General features: G+C 51.9%; 17 protein-coding genes and 1 pseudogene. 5 read left to right on the forward strand and 13 right to left on the reverse strand.

Annotated elements, in window-relative coordinates; all coding sequences use genetic code 11:
* The first annotated feature begins 428 nt into the window (after positions 1–428).
* Together A7090_RS13445 and yicS are read left to right on the forward strand one after the other, a co-directional pair.
* Entirely contained in the window at positions 429–1,343 is a 915-nt protein-coding gene (locus A7090_RS13445) for a carboxylate/amino acid/amine transporter (protein WP_105274404.1), read from the forward strand.
* 93 nt (positions 1,344–1,436) lie between these two features.
* The gene (gene yicS / locus A7090_RS13450) at positions 1,437–1,730 is read left to right on the forward strand and encodes a protein YicS (RefSeq protein ID WP_105274405.1); all 294 of its coding nucleotides are present in this window, start codon (positions 1,437–1,439) and stop codon (positions 1,728–1,730) included.
* A 76-nt stretch (positions 1,731–1,806) separates the two neighbouring features.
* On the opposite strand, the gene A7090_RS27050 is transcribed toward yicS, so the two are convergent.
* From A7090_RS27050 to adeQ, 3 genes are all read right to left on the reverse strand, one after another.
* Positions 1,807–1,947 carry a hypothetical protein gene (locus tag A7090_RS27050; protein ID WP_157941464.1) on the reverse strand — a complete coding sequence of 47 codons (141 nt, stop codon included), beginning with the start codon at positions 1,945–1,947 and terminating at the stop codon, positions 1,807–1,809.
* An 81-nt stretch (positions 1,948–2,028) separates the two neighbouring features.
* Complete coding sequence (locus A7090_RS13460) at positions 2,029–2,481, reverse strand: DUF1198 domain-containing protein (RefSeq protein ID WP_105274406.1); 453 nt, start codon at positions 2,479–2,481, stop codon at positions 2,029–2,031.
* Between the two features lie 52 nt (positions 2,482–2,533).
* Positions 2,534–3,868, reverse strand: a complete 1,335-nt coding sequence (gene adeQ, locus A7090_RS13465; protein WP_105274428.1) for an adenine permease AdeQ — start codon at positions 3,866–3,868, stop codon at positions 2,534–2,536.
* Between the two features lie 174 nt (positions 3,869–4,042).
* Between adeQ and adeD the strand changes: the two genes are divergently transcribed.
* Complete coding sequence (gene adeD, locus A7090_RS13470) at positions 4,043–5,809, forward strand: adenine deaminase (protein WP_105274407.1); 1,767 nt, start codon at positions 4,043–4,045, stop codon at positions 5,807–5,809.
* 46 nt (positions 5,810–5,855) lie between these two features.
* On the opposite strand, the gene uhpT is transcribed toward adeD, so the two are convergent.
* The 7 genes and pseudogenes from uhpT to ivbL form a co-directional block, all read right to left on the reverse strand.
* Complete coding sequence (uhpT, locus tag A7090_RS13475) at positions 5,856–7,247, reverse strand: hexose-6-phosphate:phosphate antiporter (protein ID WP_105274408.1); 1,392 nt, start codon at positions 7,245–7,247, stop codon at positions 5,856–5,858.
* Positions 7,248–7,384: 137 nt separating this feature from the next.
* Positions 7,385–8,704 (reverse strand): annotated as a pseudogene (uhpC, locus tag A7090_RS13480) (MFS transporter family glucose-6-phosphate receptor UhpC).
* Positions 8,705–8,713: 9 nt separating this feature from the next.
* Positions 8,714–10,231 (reverse strand): signal transduction histidine-protein kinase/phosphatase UhpB, encoded by a 1,518-nt coding sequence (gene uhpB, locus A7090_RS13485; protein WP_105274409.1) that lies wholly within the window; start codon positions 10,229–10,231, stop codon positions 8,714–8,716.
* A complete protein-coding gene (gene uhpA, locus A7090_RS13490; RefSeq protein WP_105274410.1) occupies positions 10,231–10,821 on the reverse strand; it encodes a transcriptional regulator UhpA in 591 nt (196 codons plus the stop codon). Before uhpA ends, uhpB begins: the two co-directional genes overlap by 1 nt.
* A 72-nt stretch (positions 10,822–10,893) precedes the next feature.
* Positions 10,894–11,184, reverse strand: coding sequence for an acetolactate synthase small subunit (ilvN, locus tag A7090_RS13495; protein WP_001181706.1), 291 nt, complete (start codon positions 11,182–11,184; stop codon positions 10,894–10,896).
* Positions 11,185–11,187: 3 nt separating this feature from the next.
* Positions 11,188–12,876 carry an acetolactate synthase large subunit gene (gene ilvB / locus A7090_RS13500; RefSeq protein ID WP_105274411.1) on the reverse strand — a complete coding sequence of 563 codons (1,689 nt, stop codon included), beginning with the start codon at positions 12,874–12,876 and terminating at the stop codon, positions 11,188–11,190.
* A 105-nt stretch (positions 12,877–12,981) separates the two neighbouring features.
* Positions 12,982–13,080, reverse strand: a complete 99-nt coding sequence (gene ivbL, locus A7090_RS13505; RefSeq protein ID WP_001300753.1) for an ilvB operon leader peptide IvbL — start codon at positions 13,078–13,080, stop codon at positions 12,982–12,984.
* A gap of 451 nt (positions 13,081–13,531) precedes the next feature.
* On the opposite strand from ivbL, the gene emrD reads away from it, so the two are divergent.
* Positions 13,532–14,716, forward strand: a complete 1,185-nt coding sequence (gene emrD, locus A7090_RS13510) for a multidrug efflux MFS transporter EmrD (protein WP_105274412.1) — start codon at positions 13,532–13,534, stop codon at positions 14,714–14,716.
* Positions 14,717–14,723: 7 nt separating this feature from the next.
* On the opposite strand, the gene A7090_RS13515 is transcribed toward emrD, so the two are convergent.
* Genes A7090_RS13515 through A7090_RS13525 form a run of 3 tightly spaced genes read right to left on the reverse strand, consistent with a single transcriptional unit; the run spans position 14,724 to position 15,917 of the window.
* Positions 14,724–15,221 carry a radical SAM protein gene (locus A7090_RS13515; protein ID WP_105274413.1) on the reverse strand — a complete coding sequence of 166 codons (498 nt, stop codon included), beginning with the start codon at positions 15,219–15,221 and terminating at the stop codon, positions 14,724–14,726.
* Positions 15,218–15,580 carry a DUF202 domain-containing protein gene (locus A7090_RS13520; RefSeq protein ID WP_001113432.1) on the reverse strand — a complete coding sequence of 121 codons (363 nt, stop codon included), beginning with the start codon at positions 15,578–15,580 and terminating at the stop codon, positions 15,218–15,220. The genes A7090_RS13515 and A7090_RS13520 overlap by 4 nt, the downstream gene beginning before the upstream one ends.
* Complete coding sequence (locus A7090_RS13525; RefSeq protein WP_000703955.1) at positions 15,570–15,917, reverse strand: YidH family protein; 348 nt, start codon at positions 15,915–15,917, stop codon at positions 15,570–15,572. The genes A7090_RS13520 and A7090_RS13525 overlap by 11 nt, the downstream gene beginning before the upstream one ends.
* A 107-nt stretch (positions 15,918–16,024) precedes the next feature.
* Here A7090_RS13525 and A7090_RS13530 point away from each other — a divergent pair, with 107 nt between their 5' ends.
* Positions 16,025–16,474 carry a hypothetical protein gene (locus A7090_RS13530; protein ID WP_105274414.1) on the forward strand — a complete coding sequence of 150 codons (450 nt, stop codon included), beginning with the start codon at positions 16,025–16,027 and terminating at the stop codon, positions 16,472–16,474.
* Positions 16,475–16,514: the final 40 nt, after the last annotated feature.

Genomic DNA, 16,514 nt, shown 5'->3' on the forward strand with positions numbered 1-16,514 from the left:
ACAGATTGGCGTTAATGCCATTTTCAAGAGCAAGTTTTGAGATGGATATCCCGGGTTCACAGGAGGCAGCAACGAGCTGCTGTTTAAATTCGGGAGGATAATTAGGGCAGCCTTTTCGCCTGCCGGGAGTCACATTTTTCTGCATATCTGACACTTTGGTTCCCACTACTTATTTGGTGGACACCACTTTGTCTAATTCGTCAGATTCTGACCAGACGGTTCAGGCTGTACGCTTACTTTCATTCTGAAACAAACTGCTCTTAATTTTCTCCAGTAGAACCGGCATCTCAGGAAGACATCACTACAGAATACTTCCCCTTGTGCACAGATCTCACCAGTCTGGGATAAGAAAAATCGGCGTGGCGTAAACACTATTTTTGCTATCATGCCTGCATACATAAACGACAAAACAGTATGCAGAGGGAAAAATGGGTTCCACCAGAAAGGGGATGCTGAATGTTCTGATTGCCGCCGTGTTGTGGGGAAGTTCAGGGGGCTGCGCGCAATACATCATGGAGCAAAGCCAGATGTCGTCGCAGTTTTTGACTATGACGCGTTTGATATTCGCCGGTTTGATTCTGCTAACGCTGTCATTTGTTCATGGCGATAAAATCTTTTCCATTATTAACCATCATAAAGATGCCATTAGCCTGCTGATTTTTTCCGTGGTTGGCGCGCTAACGGTACAGCTCACCTTTTTGCTGACCATTGAAAAATCCAACGCAGCCACGGCAACGGTGCTGCAATTCCTCTCACCGACTATTATCGTCGCCTGGTTTTCACTGGTACGTAAATCCCGCCCGGGCATTCTGGTTTTTTGCGCTATTTTGACATCGCTGATCGGGACTTTTTTATTGGTGACACATGGTAATCCGACGTCATTATCTATCTCTCCGGCCGCGTTATTCTGGGGCATTGCCTCGGCATTTGCTGCTGCATTTTATACCACCTATCCCTCAACGCTGATTGCCCGCTATGGCACGTTGCCGGTTGTCGGCTGGAGTATGCTGATCGGCGGTCTGATTCTGTTGCCTTTTTATGCCAGACAAGGGACAAACTTTGTTGTTAATGGCAGTCTGATTCTGGCGTTTTTTTATTTGGTCGTCATTGGTACGTCCCTGACATTTAGTCTGTACCTGAAAGGAGCACAATTAATTGGCGGGCCAAAAGCCAGCATTTTGAGCTGTGCAGAACCATTAAGTAGCGCGCTACTCTCTTTGCTGTTGCTGGGAATTACATTCACATTGCCGGACTGGCTGGGAACGTTGCTGATTCTGTCATCGGTAATTTTGATTTCAATGGATTCTCGTCGCCGCGCCAGAAAAACTGGTACTTCTTACTGAGCACGCAAACACCTTCCGTACAGCATGATGAGAGCGGCAAAAGCAAACTACACTTATGCTTCATTCGATGCACATTTGCAGAAGGTTGCAGCTATGAAGCCGACGATGCTACTCATGATTACCGTATTCCTGACTTTTCCAGCCATTTCTCAGGCCGAGTCACCGTTCAGTTCGCTACAGTCGGCAAAAGAGAAAACCACGGTATTGCAAGATTTACGTAAAATTTGCACGCCACAGGCGTCATTATCAGACGCAGCGTGGGAAAAATTAATGTTGTCTGATGAGAGCAACAAACAACATATCCGCGAAGCCCTTGTAGCGATGGAGCGTAATAATCAGAATAACTACTGGGAAGCGCTGGGTAAGGTAGAATGCCCGGATATGTAAGAACGGCAACAATCACTGACCAACGCGTCTTTAGCTGATATCAGGATTTCTTCATTTTTACCTTTGCGGTAACCAATCACGCCGTCAGCAACATCAATGAGCCGGATAACATCAACAGCGAGGCCAGGCCAATGTTATCCAACGCATAACCGCCGATTGCCGCGCCCAAGACCCGCACCGCGGTTTTCTGCAATAAAAAGATTATCGGATGCGACATGAACGCCTTATCCTCTCTACAGGTCAGGCGCGGCCTGTAGGCATGATAAGACGCGCCAGCGACACATCGGGCGTCGCGATTTTAATGCAGCCAGTGAACGCCCTCGGCAGGCTGAAAGAATGCGTTATAGCGCATCTGGAAAGCATTAATATCCTGCATTTCAGGTTCGGTTTCGCGCAGAAAACCCAGCGCCAGCCTGACCTGAGCATCGGTAATCGGCGCGGCAAGGCGGGCTTTTTGTAAAATCCGATGCCATTGCAGCAGGTTCTGTTCGCTACCATCGACAATAACAATTTGCCAGATGAGCAACACCTGCGCGGCGTTTTGCAGGTGCGACTCATCCGGGCGATGCAGATAACGTAAAAATTCGTCACCGGCTGACTTTCCCATTTGATCGACCATCGACTCCACGGGTACGACATCGATATTCAGCCGATCACTTAGGCGGCGAATCGCTTTTCTGGCTCCGGATGTCAGTATCCGAAAACCAACCACAAACACTACCGCCAGCGTGGCGAGCATTATCCAGATCATAAGTTCTCCTGCGTCATCAGAACTTATGATATCTGGAAACCCTCGCCAGTGACTAATCCACCAGAATAATCTTCAGTGCAAACAGCGCTGCGACCACCACCACACACAGGTTCAGATCGCGCCAGCGCCCGGTGCAGACTTTCATGATGCAGTACGACATAAAGCCGAGTGCAATCCCTTCGGTGATCGAGAAAGTAAAAGGCATCATTACCGTGGTAATAAATGCGGGCACTGATTCGGTAAAATCATCCCAGTTAACGCGCGCCAGGCTTGAGGTCATCAGCACGCCAACAAAGATTAACGCTCCGGCGGTTGCGTAAGGAGGAACCATCGCCACCAGCGGTGAGAAGAACATAACTAACAGGAACATAACGCCGACCACAATCGCTGTCAGCCCCGTGCGGCCACCCACTGCCACACCAGAAGTACTTTCGATATAGGCGGTAACAGACGAGGTGCCGATGAATGCCCCCGCCACCGAACTGACGCTATCAACATACAGCGCCTTATTCATATTGGGGAATTTACCGTTACTATCTATTAAGCCAGCTTTATCAGTCACACCAATTAATGTTCCTGATGAATCAAATAAGTTGATCAGCATAAAGGAGAAAATGATACCGGCGAGCTCAAGTGATAACGCGCCGCTCAAATCTACTTCACCAATAACGCCGCTAATATCAGGTGGAATGGAATAGACGCCGCTAAAATGAACATCACCGAAAAATAATCCACAGCAAGACGTCACCACAATAGAAACCAGTACTGCGGCATGAAAATGACGTGATGACAACACGGTTATAATAAAAAACCCTAAAATACCTAACAACACACCGTGAGAACTTAAATCACCAATCATCACCAGAGTGTCTTTATTGGCAACAATAACGCCAGTATTTTTTAATCCCATTAAGGCGATAAATAATCCGATTCCGCTGGTGATACCAATACGCAAACTTAATGGAATGTTGGAGATCATCCAGTAACGGATACGAAACAGCGTGAGCAAAAATAGCCCAATTGCGCCCCAGAATATCGCGCCCATCCCGGTCTGCCAGGAGATGCCCATCGCCCCCACGACCACGAATGCAAAGAAGGCGTTCAGTCCCATTGCCGGAGCCAGCGCCACGGGTAAGTTAGCAAATATCCCCATCGCAATACTGCCGATACCGGCAATCAAACAGGTGGTAACAAATACTACTTTCGGGTCCATTTGTGCCGCGCCGAGGATTTGCGGGTTCACAAAAACGATGTACACCATGGTTAAAAAAGTGGTCATCCCCGCAATCAATTCTGTGCGGACGGTAGTCCCATGCTGAGGCAGTTTAAATAATCGCGAAAGCGTCCCTGATTCATTACTCACATAATCGGTATTGTCATTATTCATTTTTTTGTCCATTGAAGGAGATTTAATCCTTTGCTTTTGTAAAACAAATGACAACAACGGTTCAGTGATAATTATCACATTTCAATTGCGCATTAATGGATATTCTTTAATAATCTCGAGATATTTCTTTATGATAAATAACAATCAAATTGATAAAATCAAAATGAGAAAAACATGAATAATTCCATTAACCATAATTTTCATCACATTAGCAGGGCTGAATACCAGGCGTTGTTAGCCGTTTCCCGTGGCGACGCTGTTGCCGATTATATTATTGATAATGTTTCTATTCTCGACCTGATCAATGGCAGAGAAATTTCCGGCCCAATTGTGATTAAAGGACGTTACATTGCCGGTGTTGGCGCAGAATACACTGATGCCCCGGCTTTGCAGCGGATTGATGCACGCGGCGCAACGGCGGTGCCGGGGTTTATTGATGCTCACCTGCATATTGAATCCAGCATGATGACGCCGGTCACTTTTGAAACCGCTACCCTGCCGCGCGGCCTGACGACCGTTATTTGCGACCCTCATGAAATCGTCAACGTGATGGGCGAAGCCGGATTCGCCTGGTTTGCCCGTTGTGCCGAACAGGCAAAACAAAACCAGTACTTACAGGTCAGCTCTTGCGTACCCGCCCTGGAAGGCTGCGATGTTAACGGTGCCCGCTTTCCCCTTGAACAGATGCTCGCCTGGCGGGACCATCCGCAGGTTACCGGCCTTGCAGAAATGATGGACTACCCTGGCGTAATTAACGGGCAGAATGCGCTGCTCGATAAACTGGACGCATTTCGCCACCTGACGCTGGACGGTCACTGCCCCGGTTTAGGTGGTAAAGAACTTAATGCCTATATTGCTGCGGGTATTGAAAACTGCCATGAAAGTTATCAGCTGGAAGAAGGACGCCGGAAATTACAACTCGGCATGTCGTTGATGATCCGCGAAGGGTCCGCTGCCCGCAATCTCAACGCGCTGGCACCGTTGATCAATGAATTTAACAGCCCGCAATGCATGCTCTGTACCGATGATCGTAACCCGTGGGAGATCGCCCATGAAGGGCATATCGATGCCTTAATTCGCCGCCTGATCGAACAACACAATGTGCCGCTGCATGTGGCATATCGCGTCGCCAGCTGGTCAACGGCGCGCCATTTTGGTCTGAATCATCTCGGCTTACTGGCCCCCGGCAAGCAGGCCGATATCGTCTTGTTGAGCGATGCACGAAAGGTAACGGTGCAGCAGGTACTGGTGAAAGGCGAACCGATTGACGCGCAAACCTTACAGGCAGAAGAGTCGGCGAGACTGGCACAATCCGCTCCACCGTATGGTAATACCATTGCCCGCCAGCCAGTTTCTGCCAGCGACTTTGCCCTACAATTTACGCCCGGAAAACGCTATCGGGTCATTGACGTCATCCATAACGAATTGATTACGCACTCCCGCTCCAGCGTCTACAGCGAAAATGGTTTTGATCGCGATGATGTGTGCTTTATTGCCGTACTTGAACGTTACGGGCAACGGCTGGCCCCGGCCTGTGGTTTGCTCGGCGGCTTTGGCCTGAACGAAGGTGCGCTGGCTGCGACGGTCAGCCATGACAGCCATAATATTGTGGTGATCGGTCGCAGTGCCGAAGAGATGGCGCAGGCAGTCAATCAGGTGATTCAGGATGGCGGTGGACTGTGCGTGGTCCGTAACGGCCAGGTACAAAGTCATCTACCGTTGCCCATTGCGGGGCTAATGAGCACCGACACGGCGCAGTCGCTGGCAGAGCAAATTGACGCGTTGAAAGCCGCCGCCCGTGAATGTGGTCCGCTACCGGATGAGCCGTTTATTCAGATGGCGTTTCTTTCCCTGCCAGTGATCCCCGCGCTGAAACTGACCAGCCAGGGGCTGTTTGATGGCGAGAAGTTTGCCTTCACCACGCTGGAAGTCGCGGAATAATAAAAAAAAGCCCGGCGTCATGCCGGGCAAAAGTCACCAGTTACGTTTATGTCACTGTCAACTGCTGAATTTTTTTCTCGCGGCGAATTTTGCGTTCTTCCATCACCGCCACTATCGCCATCAGGCAGATACAACCAATTGCGGCAATATCCAGCGCGGCGAAAGTGCCTGCCCAGCCGGTAAGGCCGAATACCGGCGTACCATCGGCAATCATCCCCAGACCTAACTTGGCAAAGCTGTCGCCAATCAGGTAAGCGAAGGTGCCTTTAATACCATCGGCAGCGCCAATCGCTTTTTTAGGTACAAAGCCAACAGCGGCCACACCAATCAACAATTGCGGGCCAAAGACCAGGAAGCCCAACGCAAAAAGAGAAGCCAGATAGATATATTCGTTGCTGGCATGTTGATACACACCGAGCGTGGCGATAATCAGCGCCAGCGCGATGCAGGCCACCAGGCCACGGCGACCGTTCGCCAGGTCAGAGAGCCAGCCCCACAGCAGCGTACCAACCAGCGCACCAGCTTCAAACAGCGTAAAGCCCTGAATCGCTACTGCTTTAGAGAGTTTCAGTTCCTGGAACGCGTACACGGTTGACCACTGGTCGATACCAATACGCACCACATAAAGGAAAATGTTGGCGAAGCACAGCAGCCAGATCACTTTGTTTTTCAGCACATACTCAACAAAGATCTGCCACTTGGTCATATCGGTAGATTCTGTCTCTTTGTCCTCTTCGCTGACCTCCTCGCCGAACAGTTCTTCAGCTTTGCCGAGACCATAAGATTCCGGGGAGTCGCTGCCGTAACGCAGGCCGATAAAACCGACAATCAGTGCGATTATCGACGGGAAGATAAACATGCCGATAACATGACCATCGAACAAGTAATTTGCCCCGAACAACGCCACACCAGCCGCGCCCGCACCGCCAAGGTTGTGAGAAATGTTCCAGAAACCAAGGAAGGTCCCGCGTTTACGACGCGGCGTCCATTTAGTGATGGTGGAGTAACTGCACGACCCTCCGGTACTCTGGAAAAAGCCGCTTAAGGCGTAGAAGGCAATCATCAGGAACTGGCTAACCGAGCCACTGCCCATACTGGCGCTGAAGCCCAGCATACAAATGGCAGACAGGATCAGCATGAACGGCAGGAATTGTTTGGTGTTTTTGCCGTCAGCGTAGTAGGAAACCAACGTTTTACCCACGCCATAAGTGATGGAGAAGCCCAGGCCAATCATCCCCAGCTGCGTCATGCTCAACCCGTAGGTCGAGATCATGTCGTTCTGCGCGATATTAAAGTTCTTACGAATCAGGTACATCGTCAGGTAGCCAATAAAGACCACCAGGTAGGATTGCATGAACGGTTTGAACCACATTTTGCGCCGCACTTCGAGCGGAAGATCCAGGGTCGGCTTGCGAACCTGGTTTAAGAATGCCAGCATGGGTTACTCCTGAAATGAATACCTGCGTGAGGCATGCATTGTAAAAATCAGCAGCAAATCAGGCCTGAGATAGCGTCCAGGCAAAACCTGGAAAATTTCTTAATTTTGCCGGATATGAAGTAAAAAAGTGAGATGTATCACACTTCTCGCGGTGCCTGGGCGTTCAAAAAGGGCAGTAACAGCAGTGCGGAAATCCCGGCGGCAATGGCGATAACCACAAAAAATCCGCTCCAGTGCCAGGTGTCGAGTACTTTCGCCAGTGGCCAACCGGCAAGCGACGCCCCCAGATAAGCAAACAAGCCGACAAACCCCGTCGCCGCCCCTGCCGCCTCTTTGTGAGAACACTCTGCCGCCGCCATACCAATTAACATCTGCGGGCCAAAGACAAAAAAACCAATGGTAAAGAAGCAGGTTGCCTGCATCACATAGCTGGCAAATGGCATCAGCCACAGTGAGCCGACAGACAGCAAAATCCCGGCGGCGAAAATCAAATTCATCGGCCCGCGGTTGCCGTTAAACAGTTTGTCCGAGCCTCAACCCGCTACCAACGCACCGATAAAGCCACCCAGTTCAAACATCGTCACTGCCGTATTCGCCGTGACCAGATCGACGCCCAACGTCTCGGACATATACAAATTGCCCCAGTCATTGATCGCCGCCCGGACCACATAGACCAGCACATAGCAAAACGAAAGCAGCCAGATATACGGATTCAGCAACACATACCTGGTGAGGATCTCTTTACGCGTCAGCCCTGCCCCTTCTTGTTGTTGTGCAATTTCCAGCGCGTCGTGCCGCCATTCACCGACCGCTGGTAAACCTAACGCCTGTGGGCGATCGCGCAGCCGCCAGCAGAGAAAAATCCCCACGACTATCGCCATACAACCGGCAATCATCATCCCGGCACGCCAGCCGTAATGCAGCGCAGCAGCTGCCATCACAATGGGAATTAGTGCGCCGCCGACGTTATGCGCCGTGTTCCATAATGCCCACCAACCGCCGCGCTCGGTACGAGAATACCAGGCTGTCAACAGACGCGCACAAACCGGCGCCCCCCAGCCCTGGAAAAAAGCGTTCAGCCCCCAGAGCATGGCAAACGCCCACAGCGAGGTGGAGAAGCCAAACAAAATGTTAATAATGCCCGTAGCGATAAGTCCTATCCCCATAAAATAACGGGCATTTGAGCGATCGCTGACAATGCCGGAGACAAACTTCGACACACCGTAGGTAATGTAAAACAAGGTTGCTAACAGACCGATATCGCTACGACTGAGCACGCCGTTAGCAAGGATTTCTGGTACGGCGGCGTTAAAACTCTTACGCGTGAAGTAAAACAGCGCGTAACCCAGCCAGATGGTCAGCAGAATATGCCGACGCCAGTAGCGATAACGAGCATCAATTTCATGTTTATCAGTCATTAATGGCGCATCGGTAGGCGCTTTCAGAAACGGCAACATCATCGAACCTTAGACATAGCGTTGAGGTAAAGAAACGCTGACACGCGTGCCGTGCAAACAGGAAATGGTCAATGTGCCGCCCAGCGCCGTTACGCGCTCGCGCATTCCGGTGAGGCCAAAACTTTGTTGCCCGGAACCCGGCGGCAAACCGCTGCCATCGTCTTCAATCACCAGCATTAACCGTTCATCCTGTTGCCAGCCTTGCAGCGTGACCGCACTGGCATCGGCATGTTTCACAATATTGTTCAGCCCTTCCTGACAGACACGAAACAGCGTCACACGCTGGTTTTCGCTTAACGCTGACTCATCGATTCGCCATTCGAGATGGCTGACAATGCCGCGCCCTTCCAGCTCCATTTCCCGCATCAGTGAACGGATAGCCTGCTCCAGAGTGAGATCATCAAGCTGGCGCGGACGCAACCGCCCTAACAAACGACGCACCGCGTCATAAACGCCCAGCGACAGTTGTTCGATGAGTTGCCCGCTCTGTTTAACGCTGGCGTTATCTGCCGCCAGCCGCTGGACAATGCCCGCCTGGGTGCGAATGGCGGTGATAGTCTGACCGATATCATCGTGCAGTTCCCGCGCCACATCGCGGCGCACGCTCTCTTCCGTTTCCAGCAAACGTTCAGCCAGATGCTGATTGCGCGCCAGTTCCTTTTGTAGCGACTGGTTAAGTTCACGCAACCGCTGGATGCCTGCGCCCAGTAACAACCCTGTCAGACTTTGCACCAGCAGCGAGAGCAATAAATCCACCGGATGGTCGCGCCAAGTTTGACTGGCGATCAGCGCGATGGCGATCAGCGCGATGGCGTTCATCAACGTCGCAATCAGCGCCCCTTGCCAGCCATAATGCCAGGCCAGCGCGATAATTGGCAGCGCCAGGCAAAATGGCGTAAAGCGCGACAGTTCGTCCGGCAATCCCAGCTGGAGCCAGAGACTGATAACAAACAGCAGCAAGTACCAGACCAGATGCCGCCCGCGCCAGTTGATCGGCTGGGAAACCAGTGACGGGCCGAGCGGCAGCCAGATGTTATTGGCGAGATAGTGCCAGAACACCAGACAAATGGGGGCCAGCGTCAGGCCACCAGTTAAGGTCAGCAGCAGCGCATTCCACGACTCTTCGCCGTGCCAAAGCCAGGGCAGCGACTGCAACAACGCCGCCGCCGTCAGCGCCGCCCCCTGTAACAGCAAGGTGCGCCAGTCACGCTGATGGCGATAGCGCGAGATCAGCGCCACGGGCAGTAACGTCAGTAAACTACCGATCATCAATAAGGAGAAATGAGTTAACCCGACCGCCTGCGTTAGCCAGTAAATCAGCAGCCACTCCGCGCCCAGCAGCACCGGCCAGTATCCGCGCGGGCATTGCAGCATTAGCCCCAGACGCAGACCAAACGGAAATAACAGCACCGCCATATCTGGACGCTCAACCAGATGCAGGCTGATACTCCACAGGCAAAACCACGCGGCAGAGAAAATGAAAAAGCAGGCAATAACGGTAATTAAGCGGGAGAACAACGTCTTCATCACCAGCCATCAAACATGCGGTGCGCCAGTTCAACGTCGTTACTGACGCCCAGTTTTTCCATCAGATTAGCACGATGGACGTGTACCGTTTTCGGCGATAAGCCCAGTTCGGCAGCAATCTCTTTCACCGCCATTCCTTGCGCCAGTTTTTCCGCCACCTGGCGTTCGCGTTTGGTTAGCGGGTCCTGGCGACCGGATGCCAGTTTAATGGCAATATCCGGCGTCAGATAACAGCCGCCCGTGGCAACCGTATGCACGGCAGCAATCAGCTCGTCCGGGCTACAGCGTTTGGAGAGAAAGCCGCGCGCCCCCGCGTTAAGTGCCTGCTCAACCAGCGCCGGACTGTCGTGAACGGAAAGCATAATTGTCGCCATACCTTTCGGTAGTTGACTTAGCAGCTCCAGACCAGAGATATCAGGCATGGAGATATCGCAAATACACACCTGCACACCACGTCCTGGCAGCCCCGCCAGCGCCTCGCGCCCCGAACCAAACTCGGCAACTACCTGCAAATCGGCTTCCAGCCCCAGCAGCTGTGCAAAGCCGGAGCGGACGATAAGGTGATCGTCTATAAGAGCAACGGTGATCATGGTCTTGTCCTGGCGGGTAAAAAAACGCGCTTACCTTAACGATAAGCGCGATGTTGTTCAAGCCTTGAGCGGTTACTGAAAAAACACCGCAATCTTGTTAAACATCGTCGGATCGGACTGATTACGTTGCACTTTCACCACGTCTTCCAGCTTATCGATTTGGCTTATCATCTGCTCCAGACGCTGGTCGTCATTGACCAGTAGCCAGATATGGCTTTTGTCGCTGTCCTGAATCGGCAGGCAGAGAATGCCTTCAACGTTAAAAGCGCGGCGGGCAAAAAGACCACAAACGTGGGTCATTACGCCCGGATGGTTGCGAACGGTGAGTTCCAGAATCACGTTGTCATGAGTTGTGTTTTGCATGGCTTATTCCCCCACCATTTCAGTATTCGCCGCACCTGGCGGCACCATCGGGTACACTTTTTCTTCGGCATCAATGCGCACATGGATCAGCGCCGGACCTGGGCGATTGATGATTTCCTGCAATGCAGCCTGCGGATCGGCTTCGTTATTCAAATCACAGGTTTCGAGGCCGAATCCGGCGGCAATTTGCATAAAGTTGATTTTTCCCGGATAGGTGGCAGCAAAAACGCCCTGCCTGTAGAACAGACTCTGTTGCTGATGCACCAGCCCCAGCGCTTCGTTGTTCATCAGAATGATTTTAACATCCAGCTGGTTTTCGCTGGCGGTCGCCATCTCCTGAATATTCATCATCAGGCTGCCGTCGCCGGAGAAACACAACACTTTGCGATCCGGATTCGCCAGCGCCGCGCCAATCGCCGCAGGCAGGCCAAAGCCCATCGTCCCCAACCCGCCGGAGGTCAGCCACTGGCGTGGGCGATTGAGCGGATAGGCTTGCGCGGTCCACATCTGATGCTGACCAACGTCAGTGGTGATAATCGCGTTGTCATCGACACAGGCAGCAACGGCGTTGATCAGGCCATAATGCGTTAATGGATCGCACGCTTTTGGGATTGGACACGGGAATTCGCGCTGCAAATCCGCTACCAACTGGTGCCACTCTGCACGCGGTTGCGCTTCCACCCGCGGGATCAACTGCGCCAGCACGTCATCAACATCTGCCTGAATCGCCACGTGTGGTTGCTTGATTTTACCCAGCTCTGCGCGGTCGATATCGACATGAATAATTTTCGCATTCGGACAGAACTGCTCGGTTTTGCCAATCGCCCGGTCATCAAAACGTGCGCCGAGAACAATCAATAAATCTGCCTCCTGCAAAATATAGTTGGTGCTGCGCACGCCGTGCATCCCCAGCATACCCAGCGACAGCGGATGCGCTTTTGGCAACATGCCCAGCGCCATTAAGGTCATGGTGGTAGGCAGCTGCGCTTTCTCTGCCAGTTCACGCACCCGCAAAGGTGCGTTGATCACTCCTCCACCCAGATAAAGCACCGGGCGTTTAGCGGCGTTAATCATTGCAGCTGCGTCACGAATGCTCTCTTCGCTAAAGGCAGGCGTAGCGGCTTTTTCTGCCACTGCGGGCTGTGCTTCAATCTCAAAAACTGCCGTTTGCACATCCTTAGGAATGTCTATCCACACCGGACCAGGGCGGCCTGATTGCGCAATACGAAAGGCATCACTCATGACCTGCGGGAGTTCTTCGATATGTCTGACCAGATAGTTGTGTTTAGTGATGGGGATAGAGATGCCGTAGGTGTCCACTTCCTGGAAGGCGTCGGTGCCGATCATTGAGGCGGGAACCTGGCCGGTGATACAAATCAGCGGGATGGAGTCCAACCGCGCATCGGCAATGGCGGTCACCAGGTTAGTCGCACCCGGTCCGCTACAGGCCATACAAACCGCTGGTTTACCGTCGGTGCGCGCCATTCCCTGCGCGATAAACCCCGCCCCTTGTTCATGGCGAGCCAGAATATGACGGATTTGCGTGCTTTGGCTTAAGGCATCGTAAACAGGCAGGATAGAACCGCCCGGAATGCCCGTCACAATCTTAATGCCCTGCTGTTCCAGGAAATGAACGATAAATTCTGCGCCGGTAAAGCGCTTACGCGTCGATGTTGTGCCCGAACTTGCCATGCTCCAGTCCTTTTCTTCTGGGCCGACTTTCCGGGAGGTGCTTAAACGAAAAACCCCGCCCGGTTTACGCCGGCGGGGTTTTGGAATCGTGTGTTGTTCCAGTCCCTACGGCGCATTGCCGACGACCACCACCACACGCACGACGACCACTGCGGCAGATGGCGCAGTGGGTAGTAGTTTTGCGTTGAGCATGGAAGTAGTCATTGGGGACCTTGTTGGTTTTGTGTTTAACAATATTTATACAAGCACAGGTTTACAGGGGAGACAATGGAAAATTTTTCATCAAGGGGAAATTGAGTGATTGATCACGTTTTGTACTGAATCGCAGGTAACAAAAACCCCCGCACCGCAACGACTTGATGCTGTTCTGAAATACCTGAAGTAATTCTGATTCACGTCGCACCAAAGGGGAGCGGGAAACCGTTCCCCCTTTTTAAGGGTTGGTGTCGGATGCGATGCTGACGCATCTTATCCGACCTACAATTCCTTCCGGCAACATTTATTGCCGCTTTTGTTTACATATTCTGCCGTTTTACTTTTCGCCATTCCGGTCACATATCTGGCTAAGATTCATCAATGTGATAGATTCCTCTCCCGCATTTATGGGAATGCGTAGTGACTTATTCTAATTATTTTTATAAAAGCATCCGTGATAATGAAAAGGCATAGAAACGTCAATTTGTTATTGATGTTGGTATTACTCGTGGCCGTCGGTCAGATGGCACAAACCATTTATATTCCAGCTATTGCCGATATGGCGCGCGATCTCAACGTCCGTGAAGGGGCGGTGCAAAGCGTAATGGGCGCTTATCTGCTGACTTATGGTGTCTCACAACTGTTTTATGGCCCGATTTCCGACCGCGTGGGTCGCCGACCGGTGATCCTCGTCGGAATGTCCATTTTTATGCTGGCAACGCTGGTCGCGGTCACGACCTCCAGTTTGACGGTGTTGATTGCCGCCAGCGCGATGCAGGGGATGGGCACCGGTGTTGGCGGCGTGATGGCGCGTACATTGCCGCGTGATTTATATGAACGGACACAGTTGCGCCATGCTAATAGCCTGTTAAACATGGGGATTCTTGTCAGTCCGTTGCTCGCACCGCTAATCGGCGGTCTGCTGGATACGATGTGGAACTGGCGCGCCTGTTACCTCTTCCTGTTGGTACTTTGTGCCGGAGTGACCTTCAGTATGGCGCGCTGGATGCCGGAAACGCGTCCGCTAGATACACCGCGCACGCGCCTGCTTACCAGTTATAAAACACTTTTCGGTAACAGCGGTTTTAACTGTTATTTGCTGATGCTGATTGGCGGTCTGGCCGGGATTGCCGCCTTTGAAGCCTGTTCCGGCGTGCTGATGGGCGCGGTGTTAGGGATGAGCAGTATGACGGTCAGTATTTTGTTTATTCTGCCGATTCCGGCAGCATTTTTTGGGGCATGGTTTGCCGGGCGTCCGAATAAACGCTTCCCGACGTTGATGTGGCAGTCGGTTATCTGCTGCCTGTTGGCTGGCTTGATGATGTGGATCCCCGACTGGTTTGGCGTGATGAATGTCTGGACACTGCTCGTTCCCGCCGCGCTGTTTTTTTTCGGTGCCGGGATGCTGTTTCCGCTGGCTACCAGCGGCGCGATGGAGCCGTTTCCCTTCCTGGCGGGCACGGCTGGTGCGCTGGTCGGCGGTCTGCAAAACATTGGTTCCGGCGTGCTGGCGTCGCTCTCTGCGATGTTGCCGCAAACCGGTCAGGGCAGCCTGGGGTTATTGATGACCTTAATGGGATTATTGATCGTGCTGTGCTGGCTACCGCTGGCGACGCGGATGTCGCATCAGGGGCAGCCCGTTTAAGCTCACGTCACCGCAGCATCGTCATCAGCTCTATGGGAGAACGATGCTGCTTTATCAGATCACGCATCACCCGCATATACGGTGCGGAATAAGAATAAAACGCCTGATAGCCCGCACAAAGCATGTTGTCAGGCTTTTCTTCCCGGGAATGCGGGCACAGGCGATGCCAGTCGCACACCTGGCAGTCACGGCACGGTTGCGGGTTTTCGCTGCCACACCATTTTTGTAGGGTGGCGTCAAAAAGCTCAATCGAAATACGACTGATATCTGCCCGCACCCAGCACTCAAACAGAGCAATTAAAAATTTCCCCCACAGCTCTGCCGTCACCGAAGTTGCCGTCAGTTCGCCCCGGTCATCAAATTCAATATGGGGAATGAGTTGCACCGAGCAGATATCCCGCCGTTTTAAATTTTGATAAAAATAAATTGGTTGCAGGACATCCTTTCGCTCTACAACCAGTTTATGCCTGTCCTCTTCAGCATCTATGACCTGACTTCCTGTCATGCGACTCTCTCAATAAATACGATAAGTTGATGTATATGCGTTACAGCAAACAGTATTGCGAGAGATAACACCGCGAGGGAGATCAAAAATTTGTCACGGACTACGTGAAATTGGGAAAAGTCGCTATTCGTGACATCCATTAAATTGCGATTACGGGTGTAGTGCCAGAGGATCAACGCCACAATGGCGAGAATGCCGATCGAAATCCAGAATAACATGCCCGCCTGGTGCCAATTGTGTTTGATCGCCAACGCCATCAACGCGCCGTAGCCCAGCATGGTACGAAACCACGCCAGTGATGTGCGCTCTGGTTGAAGTCCAGGATCGGCAATGCGTCTGGCTTTGCGGCTATCCGGCATACAACACCAGCCCCATGACGATTACCGCCACGATCATCAATATTAAACTGATGATTAATAAGCTGTTAGTGTAGGGTAAGTCCTCTTTCAGACGCATCGCCTTTTCGTTGCGTAACCAGCGCAGGTAGCCATACATCGCTAACCCGCCGGAAAACAGACACAACAACAGCGCCAGCAGTTCGCGAATGACGGGCGTGGCGAAATCTGGCGCAAGTTGATCAAGCCCAACCCCCGCCGCCAGAAATCCGAGTGCGGTACGGATCCACGCCAGAAAAGTACGCTCATTAGCCAGCGAGAAGCGGTAATCGGGTGCTTCTCCGAGGCGGGAAATTTTCATTGTTGCTCCTTTGCAATTTCAATAACGCTTACCCTTAGCGGTTATTTTTAAGAATTTCGTCCGGTGTTTTCCTGATATGCTTTTGCCATTCGCTACAAGGAGGTCTGATGGGTATCATAGCGCAAAATAAAATCAGTTCATTGGGCATGCTGTTCGGTGCCATCGCTTTATTGATGGGTATCATCCACTTTTCATTCGGCCCATTTTCCGCGCCACCACCAACGCTGGAAAGCGTCATTGCGCAAAAAACCGCTGAAATAAAAAGAGGGCTGGTTGCTGGGTTGAAGGGAGAAAAAATCACCACGCGAGAGAAAAAAGAGGCAATTAATGTTGATAAAGTCCTGAAACAGAGCGGCATTGCACTGGCAATTGTTGCATTAATTTGTGCTTTCGTTGCCGGTATGCGTAAGGAAAATAGCTGGAGTATCAGCGGTGCGCTGTTTTTTGGCGGCAGTACACTGGCTTTCCACGCCCTGCTGTTTGGCATCGGTATCGTATGCAGCATTCTTCTTCTGTTCCTGATCTTTTCCTTCCTGACCGGCGGCTCACCAATTTAAGCGACCTGAACATTGCCCGCCGGATACAGCCAGCGGGCAT

The sequence above is a fragment of the Escherichia sp. MOD1-EC7003 genome, assembly GCF_002965065.1.
In the GTDB taxonomy this organism is placed as follows: Bacteria; Pseudomonadota; Gammaproteobacteria; order Enterobacterales; family Enterobacteriaceae; genus Escherichia.

Bases quoted from the DNA above. Each gene is read 5' to 3' on its own strand.
- uhpB (WP_105274409.1), bottom strand. From the start codon at position 10,231: ATGAAGACGTTGTTCTCCCGCTTAATTACCGTTATTGCCTGCTTTTTC.
- A7090_RS13520 (WP_001113432.1), bottom strand. From the start codon at position 15,580: ATGCCGGATAGCCGCAAAGCCAGACGCATTGCCGATCCTGGACTTCAA.
- ilvN (WP_001181706.1), bottom strand. From the start codon at position 11,184: ATGCAAAACACAACTCATGACAACGTGATTCTGGAACTCACCGTTCGC.
- uhpT (WP_105274408.1), bottom strand. From the start codon at position 7,247: ATGCTGGCATTCTTAAACCAGGTTCGCAAGCCGACCCTGGATCTTCCG.
- A7090_RS13525 (WP_000703955.1), bottom strand. From the start codon at position 15,917: ATGAAAATTTCCCGCCTCGGAGAAGCACCCGATTACCGCTTCTCGCTG.
- A7090_RS13460 (WP_105274406.1), bottom strand. From the start codon at position 2,481: ATGATCTGGATAATGCTCGCCACGCTGGCGGTAGTGTTTGTGGTTGGT.
- ilvB (WP_105274411.1), bottom strand. From the start codon at position 12,876: ATGGCAAGTTCGGGCACAACATCGACGCGTAAGCGCTTTACCGGCGCA.
- A7090_RS13530 (WP_105274414.1), top strand. From the start codon at position 16,025: ATGGGTATCATAGCGCAAAATAAAATCAGTTCATTGGGCATGCTGTTC.
- A7090_RS13445 (WP_105274404.1), top strand. From the start codon at position 429: ATGGGTTCCACCAGAAAGGGGATGCTGAATGTTCTGATTGCCGCCGTG.
- A7090_RS27050 (WP_157941464.1), bottom strand. From the start codon at position 1,947: ATGTCGCATCCGATAATCTTTTTATTGCAGAAAACCGCGGTGCGGGTC.
- yicS (WP_105274405.1), top strand. From the start codon at position 1,437: ATGAAGCCGACGATGCTACTCATGATTACCGTATTCCTGACTTTTCCA.
- ivbL (WP_001300753.1), bottom strand. From the start codon at position 13,080: ATGACTACTTCCATGCTCAACGCAAAACTACTACCCACTGCGCCATCT.
- A7090_RS13515 (WP_105274413.1), bottom strand. From the start codon at position 15,221: ATGACAGGAAGTCAGGTCATAGATGCTGAAGAGGACAGGCATAAACTG.
- emrD (WP_105274412.1), top strand. From the start codon at position 13,532: ATGAAAAGGCATAGAAACGTCAATTTGTTATTGATGTTGGTATTACTC.
- uhpA (WP_105274410.1), bottom strand. From the start codon at position 10,821: ATGATCACCGTTGCTCTTATAGACGATCACCTTATCGTCCGCTCCGGC.
- adeD (WP_105274407.1), top strand. From the start codon at position 4,043: ATGAATAATTCCATTAACCATAATTTTCATCACATTAGCAGGGCTGAA.
- adeQ (WP_105274428.1), bottom strand. From the start codon at position 3,868: ATGAATAATGACAATACCGATTATGTGAGTAATGAATCAGGGACGCTT.